Origin of the sequence: Frigoribacterium sp. Leaf263, from assembly GCF_001422285.1 — a bacterium.
In the GTDB taxonomy this organism is placed as follows: Bacteria; Actinomycetota; Actinomycetes; order Actinomycetales; family Microbacteriaceae; genus Frigoribacterium.
Genome location: NZ_LMMO01000005.1, coordinates 30,742 through 41,816 on the forward strand (window position 1 = coordinate 30,742; position 11,075 = coordinate 41,816).

Here is an 11,075-nt window from a genome sequence, read left to right on the forward strand (position 1 = left end):
CTCCGCACTACCGCGTGAGGGCGCCGGTTCGGCATGATGGGGGCATGACCCGATTCATCGTGAGGCTGCTCATCAACGCCGTGGCCCTCTGGCTGACCACGCTGATCGTGTCCGGGGTCGCCGTCGACCCCTACGGCCCCGGGGGCACCACCGAGACGGTGCTCACGTACCTCCTGGTGGCGTTCATCTTCGGGGTGGTCAACGGCATCGTCGGTACGGCGATCCGCGTCGTGGCGTTCCCCCTCTACATCCTCACGCTCGGGCTGGTCTCGCTGATCGTCAACGGCCTGCTGCTCGGCATCGTCGCCTGGATCTCGGGGCGGATCGGCTTCGGCCTCGAGATCGACGGCTTCTGGTGGGGCGTGCTCGGCGCCCTCGTGCTCGCGATCCTCGCGTGGCTGATCGGCATCGTCATCCGCCCGATCGTCGAGTCCGGCGACCGTCGGCGGTGAACCGCTTCAGCGTCTGCTTCGTCTGCACCGGCAACATCTGCCGGTCTCCGATGGCCGAGACCGTCCTGCGGTCGATCGCGGGCGCCGCGGGGCACGGCGACGACCTCGTCATCAGCAGCGCGGGCACGGGCGACTGGCACGTCGGCGAGGGCGCCGACCCGCGCACGGAGGCCGCGCTCTCGGCTCGCGGATACGATGGCTCACGGCACCGGGCCAAGCAGTTCGGCGCCGACGACTTCGCCCGGCACGACCTGGTCGTGGCGTTCGACCGGGGTCATGAGCGCGTCCTGCGGTCGTGGGCGACGAACGACTCCGACCGCTCGAAGGTGCGACTGCTGCTGACCTTCGACCCGGCCGCCGCACCGCGCGCCGGCGTCCCGGGCACCGACGTGCCCGACCCCTACTACTCCGACGCCGCCATGTTCGACACCGTTCTCGACCTCGTCGAGCAGTCGTGCGCAGCACTCTTCCGCCAGATCGAACCAGCACTCCGCAAGGGACCCTCATGACGTTGCCCCCTCAGCCCCTCAGCCCGCTCGACGGCCGCTACCGCGCCTCCGTCGGCTCCCTGGGCGACCACCTCAGCGAGGCCGGTCTGAACCGCGCCCGGGTGCACGTCGAGGTCGAATGGCTGATCGCGCAGACCGACCGCGGGGCCTTCGGGTCGAGCCCGCTCGACGAGGGGCGGAAGGGAGCCCTGCGCGCGATCGTCGCCGACTTCGGTCAGGAGGCCATCGACGAGCTCGCCGGCCTCGAGGCCACCACCCGCCACGACGTCAAGGCCGTCGAGTACTTCGTGCGTGCGCGCCTCGGCGACCTCGGTCTCGACTCCATCGCCGAGCTGACCCACTTCGCCTGCACCAGCGAGGACATCAACAACCTCTCGTACGCGGTCACGGTCAAGGCCGCCGTCACCGACGTCTGGCTGCCCGCGTTCGACGCGGTGCTGGCCGCCCTGTCGCAGTGGGCGACCGACGCCCGCGACGTCCCGATGCTCGCGCACACGCACGGTCAGCCCGCGACCCCGACGACCGTCGGCAAGGAGTTCGCCGTCTTCGTCCACCGCCTGCAGCGTCTGCGCGCGCAGATCGTGGCCACCGAGTACCTCGGCAAGTTCAGCGGTGCGACGGGCACGTTCTCGGCGCACGTGGTCGCGGACCCCTCCGCCGACTGGCCCGAGATCTCGCGCGGCTTCGTCGAGGACAGCCTGGGTCTGGTCTGGAACCCCCTCACCACCCAGATCGAGTCGCACGACTGGCAGGCGGAGCTGTACTCGCGGGTCGCCCACGCGAACCGCGTGCTGCACAATCTCGCGACCGACGTCTGGTCGTACATCTCGATGGGGTACTTCACGCAGATCCCGCAGGCCGGCGCCACGGGGTCGTCGACGATGCCGCACAAGATCAACCCGATCCGCTTCGAGAACGCGGAGGCGAACCTCGAGCTCTCGTGCGCCCTGCTCGACTCCCTCGCGTCGACCCTCGTCACCTCGCGTCAGCAGCGTGACCTCACCGACTCGTCGACGCAGCGCAACATCGGCGTCGCGTTCGGGCACTCGATGCTCGCCCTCGACAACCTGCGCCGCGGCCTCGGCGAGATCGCGGTCGGCACCGTGGCCCTCGAGGCCGAGCTCGACGCGAACTGGGAGGTGCTCGGCGAGGCCATCCAGACCGTCATCCGAGCCGAGGTCGTCGCCGGCCGATCGTCGATCGCCGACCCCTACGCGATGCTGAAGGAGCTGACGCGCGGCAAGCGGACCGGCCAGGCCGAGCTCGTCGCCTTCGTCGAGGGTCTCGACATCGGAGACGACGCCAAGCGACGTCTCATCGCCCTGACACCGTCGACGTACACGGGCATCGCGTCGCAGCTGGTCGACCGCCTGGCCTAGCCCCCGCCCGGCGGGGCCGCGGGACGATGCGGCTGGTCGCTGTCATCCGCGGCGGGTCAGCGCTGACCCGCCGCGAGTTACGGGAACCCGCCGAACCCGACGGAGGCGCGCAGGGCGGAGCCGAGGAGGCGCGGGTCGGCCGGGCGCGAGAAGCCTCAGTGGCCGCGGGGCTTGTCGGACTCGTCGAGCTCGTGCTGCTCGTCGTCGTTCGGCTTGGCCGCCAGCGCCAGCATGGCGATGATCACGAGCGAGACGATGAAGCCGATGCACAGGAAGATCAGGGCGAGGTCGAGCTCACGGGTGGTGAGCAGCACGACGACGCCGATGAAGACGGCGAAGGCCGCGCTGAGGCCGAGGAACTCGGCGGGGCGGACGCGCTCGCGCCAGCTGGGTTGGGTCATCTCTGGGGTACTCCGTCTGAAGTGAGGTCGGTGGGGGCGCCGGTCGGGTCGGGCGAGGTCGTCTGCCACTTCAGCGACAGCCCGGCGATGACGAGGAAGACGCCGATGAGGGCACCGTACGCGCCGAGCAGTCCGACCAGGACCGTCGACGACGTCAGCACGCCCTCGATCCGCTCGATGCCGCCGAGCTCGCGGGCGTAGTCGGGGGGCACGAGCACGAAGGCCAGCGCCAGGACGAGGGTGAGCGCGCCCACGGTCGTCCAGTCTCTGGCGAGCGGCGACCGCCCGCGACGACGCAGCCCGGTGACGAGCTCGAGCGCCCCGGTCACGAAGGCCCACGAGAGCACGGTCGCCACCAGGGCCGTGAGGCCCCCGGACGAGAACACGAGCGCGAAGGCGCCCGCGACGATGCCGACGGCCCCCTGGACGACGTGCAGCGTGCGGCTCGACGGGTCGGACGCCAGGCGCGTGATCGCGCCGACGGCCAGCACGAGCCCGCTCAGCAGGGCGGCCGCACCGAAGAACAGCAGACCGATGCGCGGGGAGTGGTCGGGAGAGAACGTGATGATCACGCCCATCGCCAGGGCGGGCACCGCGCGGAGCAGCGGGACCGGCCAGTAGCGCGCGCTGCGGGCAGCGTCGGGATGGGCAGACACGGGACCTCTTTCGGGCGTCGGGGAACCCGAGGAGTTTACCGCCCCTCCCCTGACAGGCCTCCGGGACGATCACCCGTCGCTCACCCCTTCTCACGACGGTTACCCAGGGGGCTCCCCTACGTTCGCTACATCCAAGGGCGCATCGCTCACGACACGCGGCTGGGAAGTCGACCACCGCCGGAGCCCGATGACGTCCGTTGCACCATCCCCCACCGCCGCCCGCCTGACCGAGGCCGGGTTCCGACCCACCGTGGCCGGTCAGGTCAGCAAGCCCACCAGCACCTACTCGGCCCTCCTGAAGAGCGTGCGCGAGGCCGGGCTGCTGAAGCGTCGCACCGGCTTCTACATCACGGTGTTCGTGGTGCTGACGCTGAGCCTCGGCGGCGCGGCCACCGGCTTCGTCCTGCTCGGCTCCAGCTGGTTCCAGCTGCTGATCGCCGCAGCGCTCGGCGTCATCCTCACGCAGTTCGCGTTCCTCACCCACGAGGCCTCGCACCGTCAGGTCTTCGAGTCGGGCACCACGAACGACAAGGTGGGCCGGGTGCTGGCCGCCGGGGTCGTCGGCATCAGCTACGCCTGGTGGATGACGAAGCACAGCCGTCACCACGCGAACCCCAACACCAAGGGCAAAGACCCCGACATCGCCTTCGACACGATCTCCTTCCTCGAGGAGGACGCTGCCAAGCAGCGCGGCGTGCTCGGCTTCATCACGCGTCGCCAGGGCTACTTCTTCTTCCCGCTGCTGCTCGGCGAGGGCGTCAACCTGCACGTGACCTCGTTCAAGACCCTGCTCGGTCGCGAGAAGGTCGAGGGCCGCGCCCTCGAGATCACCCTCATCGCCGTGCGCCTCGCGCTGTACTTCGGCGTCGTGTTCTGGTTCCTGCCGCTCGGCATGGCCTTCGCCTTCATCGGCGTGCAGATGGCCGTCTTCGGCCTCTACATGGGCTCGTCGTTCGCGCCGAACCACAAGGGCATGCCGATCATCCCCGAGGGCGCCAAGGTCGACTTCCTCAGCAAGCAGGTCCTCACGTCGCGCAACATCACCGGTCGCTTCTCGACCGCGTTCATGGGCGGTCTCAACTACCAGGTCGAGCACCACCTGTTCCCGAGCATGGCCCGGCCGCACCTGCGCGCCGCCAGCCGCCTCGTGAAGCAGCACTGCGCCGAACACGACATCCCCTACACCGAGACGACCATCACGAAGTCGTACGGGATCGTCGTCCGCTACCTCAACCGCGTCGGCCTCGCCGCGCGCGACCCGTTCGACTGCCCGGCCGCGCAGGCGCTCCGCCCCCGCTGATCGCGGTTCAGCCGGTGCGCTCGTCCTGCCGGACGACCAGGAAGTCCATGTAGCGCAGGCGCGGGTCGACCTCGGGTCGGTTCCGCGCCTCCTGGGCGTTCCGCCGTCGTCGCTCGACGACCTCGTCGTAGGGCCGGGCCCTCGGCTTGCGGTAACCCACGATGCGGATCGGCTCCGTGGCGGGATCGCTGGTGTAGGTGCTCGTCACGATCGGTCCGCCTTCCGTCAGGAGCCCCGCCGAGGTGCGGAGGAGTCTTCACCTTAGATTTGGCGGGTAGATCGGGGTACGGGCTTGACAAGGCCCCCTCGGTGCTGATTCAGGAGTCGAGTCGAGGAGGCGCGGGTCGGGCGGGCCCGTCGCTCACGACGTCGCGGGCCACGCCTCCAGCTGCCACCCGAGCCAGGGGCTGAAGGCGAACGGTGCGGCCGCGACGGCCCGGCGGAGCTCGGACGGCTCGACCCAGGCCCACTCGGCGACCTCGTCGGGCGAGGGGTCGGGGACCCCGACGACCCGGGCCGTGAAGACCGGGCAGATCTCGTTCTCGACGACGCCGGAGGCGTCGGTGGCGATGTACCGGAAGTCGGGGAGGATCACCTCGACGTCGCTCACCTCGATGCCGAGCTCCTGCGAGGCCCGGCGGCGGACGGCCTCGGCCGGCGTCTCACCGGGTGCCGGGTGACCGCAGTACGAGTTCGTCCAGACGCCGGGCCAGGTCTTCTTCGACAGCGCGCGACGGGTGACGAGCACGCGCCCGCGCTCGTCGACGACGTGGCAGCTGAAGGCCAGGTGGAGGGGCGTGGTCGCCGTGTGGACGGTCGCCTTCTCGGTCGTCCCGACCGGTCGACCCGCGTCGTCGAGGAGGACGACCAGCTCGGGCTGCGCCTCGGTGGCGATCGTGCCGACCTCGTCGGGCGCGGAGGGTTTCTCGGATGTCATGAGCGGTAGTCTGCCTAGCGTGGACGGTGAACTTCTCCGCGCGCGGACGCGCGAGCGACACGAGCGTGTCGATGCCGTCCTCGACGGCTTCTTCAGCCTAGCCAAGCGGCGGGCCGAGTCGGTCGGCTCGCGGTACGTCGACCTCTGGTCCGTGCTCGAGCGCAACAGCGCCGGCGGCAAGCGGTTCCGCCCGCGCATGGTCTTCACGGCCTACGACGCCCTGGGCGGCGACGACGAAGAAGCTGTCGCCGGAGTCGGCGCGGCGTTCGAGCTGCTGCACACCGCGCTGATCGTCCACGACGACGTCATCGACCGCGACTTCTCGCGTCGGGGCATCCCGAACGTCTCGGGCAGCTACCGCGACACCGCGACGACCGCCGGGCTCTCGACCCCCGCCGCCGAGCACCGGGGCATGTCGGCCGCCGTCATCGCAGGCGACCTCGCGCTGACCGGCGCCAGCCGCCTCCTCCTGCAGGTGAGGTGCGGCAGCGGAGTGCAGGCGCGCCTCCTCGACATCCTCGACGAGGCGATCTTCGTCAGCGCCGGCGGCGAGATGGTCGACGTCGAGCTCTCGCTCTCGGACGACGTCCCCACGGTCGACGAGATCCTGAACATGGAGCGCGCCAAGACGGCCGTGTACTCGTTCGAGGCGCCTCTCCAGGCCGGCGCCGTCCTCGCGGGTGCGGACGACGAGGTCGTCCACGCCGTCGGCGAGTTCGGGCGCGAGGTCGGCGTCGCCTATCAGGTGGTCGACGACCTCCTGGGCGTCTTCGGAACGGAGGAGAGCACCGGCAAGACGACGCTCGGCGACCTCCGCGAGGGCAAGCGCACCGTGCTCATCGCCCACGCGGCGACGACCGACCAGTGGTTCGCCGTGCAGCCGTTCATCGGCAAGGCCGACCTGACTCCCGACGAGGCGGCGCACGTCCGGGGCCGACTCGAGGCCTGCGGGGCGCGCGCGTTCGCCGAGACCCTCGTCGAGGAGCACGCGCAGCGGGCCCTCGACGTCCTCGACGGCCCCGCCGTCGGAGACGCCCTGCGCGAGGCGCTGACGCCGCTCGTCGCGACCGTCCTCGAGAGGGTCCGATGACCGGTCTGGCGCTGTACGACACCGTCGCCGACGAGACCGCGTCCGGTGTCATCCGCCGGTACTCGACGTCGTTCGGTCTGGCCTCGCGCCTCCTCGGGGCCGATGTGCGGCAGCACGTCGAGAACGTCTACGCGCTCGTGCGCGTCGCCGACGAGATCGTCGACGGCCCGGCGGCCGAGGCCGGACTCGACCCCGAGTCGGCCGCGCGGTGCCTCGACGAGTTCGAGGCCGAGACCGAGCGGGCCGTCGAGACGGGCTTCAGCGCGAACCTCGTCGTGCACGCCTTCGCCCGGACGGCCCGCACGGCCGGCTTCGGCCACGAGCTGACACGGCCGTTCTTCGCCTCGATGCGCGCCGACCTCAGCGCCCGCGAGCACGACGCCGAGTCGTTCGACCGCTACGTCTTCGGCTCGGCGGAGGTCGTCGGGCTCATGTGCCTGCGCGCGTTCCTGCTCGGGCACGCGTTCCCGGCGACGACGGTCGCCGAGCTCGACGAGGGCGCGCGGCGCCTGGGGGCGGCCTTCCAGAAGGTGAACTTCCTCCGCGACCTCGCGGCCGACTTCGAGCAGCTCGGTCGCAGCTACTTCCCCGGCGTCGACGTCGGGTCGTTCGACGAGGCCACGAAGGCGAGACTCGTCGCCGACATCGACGACGACCTCCGGGTCGCCGGCGACATCATCCCCGTGCTGCCGAGCAGCTCGCGACGTGCCGTGGCCCTCGCCCACGGCCTGTTCGCCGAGCTGAACCGGCGGATCGAGGCGACCCCCGCCTCCTCGCTCATCCGGGCGCGCGTCCGCGTCCCCGACCCGGTGAAGGTCCGCATCGCCCTCGCGGCGGCGGCCGGCCGGACCACCCGCATCCCCGATCGCCCCGCCGAGAGGACCTCGTGAGCACACCCTGGCTCGACCGCGCCACCGGAGACACCACCGTCGAGCGGTACGGCTCCCGGGCCGTCGTCATCGGCGGCGGGATCAGCGGGCTGGCCTCGGCCGCGCTGCTGGCCCGCGAGGGCCATGACGTCGTGCTGCTCGAGAAGAACGACGCCGTGGGCGGTCGCGCCGGCTCGTGGAGCCACGAGGGATTCCGGTTCGACCTGGGCCCGAGCTGGTACCTGATGCCCGAGGTGTTCGACCACTTCTTCCGGCTGATGGGCACCTCGTCGGCCGAGCAGCTCGACCTCGTCGAGCTCGACCCCGGCTACCGCGTCTACTTCGAGCCGTCGGCCGACGGCGCGTCCGACGCGCCCATCGACGTCCCCCGCGGCCTCGAAGAGAACATCGCGCTGTTCGAGTCGATCGAGCCGGGCAGCGGCGACCGCATGCGCAGCTACCTGCGCTCGGCCCGCGACACCTACGAGATGGCCAAGCAGCGGTTCCTCTACACGAGCTTCGAGAGCGTCGGGCCCCTGCTGCGCGGAGACGTCGTCGTCCGCCTGCCGAAGCTCGCGCGCCTCCTGCTCCAAGACCTGGATTCGTTCGCGTCGCGGACGGTGAAGGAGCCGCGGCTGCGGCAGATCCTCGGCTACCCCGCGGTGTTCCTCGGATCGTCGCCGTTCAGGACTCCGAGCATGTACCACCTGATGAGCACGCTCGATCTCGACGACGGGGTGCTCTACCCGCGCGGCGGGCTCATCACCGTCATCGACGCCATCGAGCGCGTCGCCCGGCAGGCCGGCGTCCGCATCGAGACGGGGGCGTCCGTCACCCGGGTGCTCACCGCCGACCCCGAGGCGGGCCGCGGGTCGGGCAAGCCGCGCTCGCGCGGCGTCGCCACCGGCGTCGAGTACGCCGACGCGACGGGGGCGGTGCGTCGCCTCGAGGCCGACGTCGTCGTCGGCGCGGCCGATCTGCACCACGTCGAGACGACGATGCTGCCGCCGTCGCTCCGCACGTTCGACGACGACTACTGGTCGAAGCGCGACCCCGGCCCCAGCGCGCTGCTGATGTACCTCGGCGTCGAGGGCGAGATCCCCGAGCTCGAGCACCACACGCTGCTGTTCGCGAACGACTGGCACGAGAACTTCGACCGCATCTTCGGGGCCGACAAGCGCATCCCCGACCCGCCGTCGCTCTACGTCTGCAAGCCGAGCACCGTCGACCCGTCGACCGCGCCCGAGGGGCACACCAACCTCTTCGTGCTCGTGCCGCTGCCCGCCGACCCGGCGCTCGGCGGCGGCGACCTGGACGGCGACGGCGACACGCTGATCGAGCGGCTCGCCGACCTCGTGATCGATCAGATCGCGAGCTGGACGGGCGTCGCCGATCTCGCCGACCGCGTCGTCGTACGCCGGACGCGCGGCCCCCGCGACTTCGTCGACGACGTCAACGCCTGGAGCGGCAGCATGCTCGGCCCGGCCCACACCCTCGACCAGAGCGCCATGTTCCGCGCCGGCAACACGTCCGAGCACGTCGAGAACCTGTTCTACGTCGGCGGCTCGGTGCGACCCGGCATCGGTCTGCCGATGTGCCTGATCAGCGCCGAGATCCTCCTCAAGAACCTGCGGGGCGACCGCAGCACCGAGCCGCTCCCCGAGCCGTCGGGGTCGGCGTCGGGCGCTCCGGCGACGCGAGCGGAGTCCGCGGCCTGATGGGCGCGCTGTACCTCGTCGCGCTCGGCATCTCGCTCTTCGGCATGGCCATGCTCGACCGCCGCTTCACCCTGTTCTTCTGGCGCGACGCCGGGCGGGCCTTCGTGACCCTGCTGATCGGCGTCGTGTTCTTCCTGATCTGGGACATCGTCGGGATCGACGCCGGGGTGTTCTTCCGCGGCGAGACGTCGTTCATGACCGGTATCCAGATCGCCCCCGAGCTGCCGCTCGAAGAGGTCTTCTTCCTGACGCTGCTCTGCTACCTGACGATGAACCTGCTGGCCGGCACCCGTCTGATCGTCGACCGCCGCGCCTCCGCTCGCGACGCCTCCGCCCGTGACGCCTCTGCCCGCCAGGGGGGCACGCGATGACGTACTGGGCGATCAACGCGGTGTTCCTCGCGCTCGTGGCCGTGGTGGCGGGGGCGGCCGTGCTGGCGGCCTGGCTGCGCGGTCGAGCCGAGCGCGCCTCCTCGGCGGCCCGGGCCGCCCGGGTGCGGGCGGCCGGTCTCGCGACCGTCGTGCTGCTCGTCATGACCGCCGTCTTCGACAACATCATGATCGGCGTCGGGCTCGTCGACTACGCCCCCGACCGCATCAGCGGGGTGAAGCTCGGCATCGCCCCCCTCGAGGACTTCGCCTACGCCGTCGCGGCGCTCGTGCTCCTGCCGTCGGTGTGGACGCTGCTCGGCAGTCGCCGGACCCCGAAGGAGGCGCGCTCGTGAAGACGGTGACCGCCCTGTTCTGGTCGTCGCGGCCCCTCAGCTGGATCAACACGGCGTTCCCGTTCGCGGCGGCGTTCATCCTCACCTCGGCGAGCGGCACCGTGTCGTACGGCGGGTCGTACGGGCCGGTCGGCCAAGACGGCTCGAGCGCCCTCGCGGTCCTGTCGTCGGGCGGGGCGACCGGCTTCTTCGACTTCTCGGCCGTGCCGTGGCTGATCGCGGTCGTCGGCATCGTGTACTTCCTCGTGCCCTACAACCTCGCGATGTACGGCATCAACGACGTCTTCGATTACGAGAGCGACCTCCGCAACCCGCGCAAGGGCGGCGTCGAGGGTGCGCTGCTCGACCGGAGCCTGCACCGCACGACGCTGTGGGCGGCCGTCGTCACGAACGTGCCGTTCCTCGTGTTCCTCGTCGCGGTCGGCGGCCCGCTCAGCTGGCTGGTGCTGGCCGTCAGCGTCTTCGCCGTCATCGCCTACTCGGCCCCCGGTCTCCGCTTCAAGGAGCGCCCGTTCATCGACTCGATCACGTCGAGCACGCACTTCGTGAGCCCCGCCGTCTACGGTCTGGCGCTCGCCGGGGCGACGGTCACGCCGCAGCTCGTCGCCCTCCTCGCCGCGTTCTTCCTGTGGGGGATGGCCAGTCACGCGTTCGGCGCCGTGCAGGACGTCCTCGCCGACCGCGAGGGCGGCATCGCGTCGATCGCGACCGTCATCGGCGCGAAGGCGACCGTCCGCTTCTCGGTCGTGGCGTACCTCCTCGCCGGTGTCCTGATGACGCTGACCGAGTTCCCCGGTCCGATCGCGGCCGTCATCCCCGTGGTCTACGCGCTCAGCTGCGCGCCGTGGTGGAACGTCGCCGACGCCGACGCGGAAGGCGTCAACCGCGGGTGGAAGCGGTTCCTGACCCTCAACTTCCTGTCGGGCTTCGTCACGACGATGCTCCTGATCTGGTGGGTGGCGCTGGCCTAGCCCGGCGTCTCGAGCCGACCCGCCGCATGCCGTTCACCTCCGTGACAGGCGACGACCCTAGGGTCGCCC

At 71.0% G+C, this 11,075-nt stretch carries 14 protein-coding genes; 10 read left to right on the top strand and 4 right to left on the bottom strand.

What is annotated here, in order from left to right:
• The first annotated feature begins 44 nt into the window (after positions 1 to 44).
• Genes ASF17_RS13215 through purB form a run of 3 tightly spaced genes read left to right on the top strand, consistent with a single transcriptional unit; the run spans position 45 to position 2,340 of the window.
• Positions 45 to 452, top strand: a complete 408-nt coding sequence (locus tag ASF17_RS13215; RefSeq protein WP_055800945.1) for a phage holin family protein — start codon at positions 45 to 47, stop codon at positions 450 to 452.
• The gene (locus ASF17_RS13220) at positions 449 to 961 is read left to right on the top strand and encodes a low molecular weight protein-tyrosine-phosphatase (protein WP_268761079.1); all 513 of its coding nucleotides are present in this window, start codon (positions 449 to 451) and stop codon (positions 959 to 961) included. Before ASF17_RS13215 ends, ASF17_RS13220 begins: the two co-directional genes overlap by 4 nt.
• Complete coding sequence (purB, locus tag ASF17_RS13225) at positions 958 to 2,340, top strand: adenylosuccinate lyase (protein WP_055800954.1); 1,383 nt, start codon at positions 958 to 960, stop codon at positions 2,338 to 2,340. The genes ASF17_RS13220 and purB overlap by 4 nt, the downstream gene beginning before the upstream one ends.
• A gap of 155 nt (positions 2,341 to 2,495) precedes the next feature.
• Here purB and ASF17_RS13230 read toward each other — a convergent pair whose 3' ends face one another.
• On the bottom strand, positions 2,496 to 2,741 hold the full coding sequence (locus tag ASF17_RS13230) for a hypothetical protein (RefSeq protein WP_055800959.1): 246 nt from the start codon (positions 2,739 to 2,741) through the stop codon (positions 2,496 to 2,498).
• Positions 2,738 to 3,397, bottom strand: a complete 660-nt coding sequence (locus ASF17_RS13235) for an HdeD family acid-resistance protein (protein ID WP_055800962.1) — start codon at positions 3,395 to 3,397, stop codon at positions 2,738 to 2,740. The genes ASF17_RS13230 and ASF17_RS13235 overlap by 4 nt, the downstream gene beginning before the upstream one ends.
• A 187-nt stretch (positions 3,398 to 3,584) precedes the next feature.
• Between ASF17_RS13235 and ASF17_RS13240 the strand changes: the two genes are divergently transcribed.
• Complete coding sequence (locus ASF17_RS13240; protein WP_055800966.1) at positions 3,585 to 4,697, top strand: fatty acid desaturase family protein; 1,113 nt, start codon at positions 3,585 to 3,587, stop codon at positions 4,695 to 4,697.
• A 7-nt stretch (positions 4,698 to 4,704) separates the two neighbouring features.
• On the opposite strand, the gene ASF17_RS13245 is transcribed toward ASF17_RS13240, so the two are convergent.
• Both ASF17_RS13245 and idi read right to left on the bottom strand, forming a co-directional pair.
• A complete protein-coding gene (locus ASF17_RS13245) occupies positions 4,705 to 4,905 on the bottom strand; it encodes a hypothetical protein (RefSeq protein ID WP_055800969.1) in 201 nt (66 codons plus the stop codon).
• Between the two features lie 153 nt (positions 4,906 to 5,058).
• Positions 5,059 to 5,634 (bottom strand): isopentenyl-diphosphate Delta-isomerase, encoded by a 576-nt coding sequence (idi, locus tag ASF17_RS13250; RefSeq protein ID WP_082475383.1) that lies wholly within the window; start codon positions 5,632 to 5,634, stop codon positions 5,059 to 5,061.
• A 19-nt stretch (positions 5,635 to 5,653) separates the two neighbouring features.
• Here idi and ASF17_RS13255 point away from each other — a divergent pair, with 19 nt between their 5' ends.
• The 6 genes from ASF17_RS13255 to ASF17_RS13280 are packed head-to-tail and all read left to right on the top strand — an operon-like array spanning position 5,654 to position 11,006.
• Positions 5,654 to 6,724, top strand: coding sequence for a polyprenyl synthetase family protein (locus tag ASF17_RS13255; RefSeq protein ID WP_055800973.1), 1,071 nt, complete (start codon positions 5,654 to 5,656; stop codon positions 6,722 to 6,724).
• Entirely contained in the window at positions 6,721 to 7,614 is an 894-nt protein-coding gene (locus ASF17_RS13260; protein WP_055800977.1) for a phytoene/squalene synthase family protein, read from the top strand. Before ASF17_RS13255 ends, ASF17_RS13260 begins: the two co-directional genes overlap by 4 nt.
• Complete coding sequence (gene crtI, locus ASF17_RS13265; protein ID WP_200913499.1) at positions 7,611 to 9,311, top strand: phytoene desaturase family protein; 1,701 nt, start codon at positions 7,611 to 7,613, stop codon at positions 9,309 to 9,311. Before ASF17_RS13260 ends, crtI begins: the two co-directional genes overlap by 4 nt.
• Positions 9,311 to 9,682: a lycopene cyclase domain-containing protein gene (locus ASF17_RS13270; RefSeq protein ID WP_055800981.1), complete on the top strand. Its 372-nt coding sequence runs from the start codon at positions 9,311 to 9,313 to the stop codon at positions 9,680 to 9,682. The genes crtI and ASF17_RS13270 overlap by 1 nt, the downstream gene beginning before the upstream one ends.
• A complete protein-coding gene (locus ASF17_RS13275) occupies positions 9,679 to 10,035 on the top strand; it encodes a lycopene cyclase domain-containing protein (protein WP_055800984.1) in 357 nt (118 codons plus the stop codon). Before ASF17_RS13270 ends, ASF17_RS13275 begins: the two co-directional genes overlap by 4 nt.
• A complete protein-coding gene (locus ASF17_RS13280) occupies positions 10,032 to 11,006 on the top strand; it encodes a prenyltransferase (RefSeq protein ID WP_055800988.1) in 975 nt (324 codons plus the stop codon). Before ASF17_RS13275 ends, ASF17_RS13280 begins: the two co-directional genes overlap by 4 nt.
• Positions 11,007 to 11,075: the final 69 nt, after the last annotated feature.

Bases quoted from the DNA above. Each gene is read 5' to 3' on its own strand.
- ASF17_RS13215 (WP_055800945.1), top strand. From the start codon at position 45: ATGACCCGATTCATCGTGAGGCTGCTCATCAACGCCGTGGCCCTCTGG.
- purB (WP_055800954.1), top strand. From the start codon at position 958: ATGACGTTGCCCCCTCAGCCCCTCAGCCCGCTCGACGGCCGCTACCGC.
- ASF17_RS13230 (WP_055800959.1), bottom strand. From the start codon at position 2,741: ATGACCCAACCCAGCTGGCGCGAGCGCGTCCGCCCCGCCGAGTTCCTC.
- ASF17_RS13240 (WP_055800966.1), top strand. From the start codon at position 3,585: ATGACGTCCGTTGCACCATCCCCCACCGCCGCCCGCCTGACCGAGGCC.
- idi (WP_082475383.1), bottom strand. From the start codon at position 5,634: ATGACATCCGAGAAACCCTCCGCGCCCGACGAGGTCGGCACGATCGCC.
- ASF17_RS13260 (WP_055800977.1), top strand. From the start codon at position 6,721: ATGACCGGTCTGGCGCTGTACGACACCGTCGCCGACGAGACCGCGTCC.
- ASF17_RS13270 (WP_055800981.1), top strand. From the start codon at position 9,311: ATGGGCGCGCTGTACCTCGTCGCGCTCGGCATCTCGCTCTTCGGCATG.
- ASF17_RS13275 (WP_055800984.1), top strand. From the start codon at position 9,679: ATGACGTACTGGGCGATCAACGCGGTGTTCCTCGCGCTCGTGGCCGTG.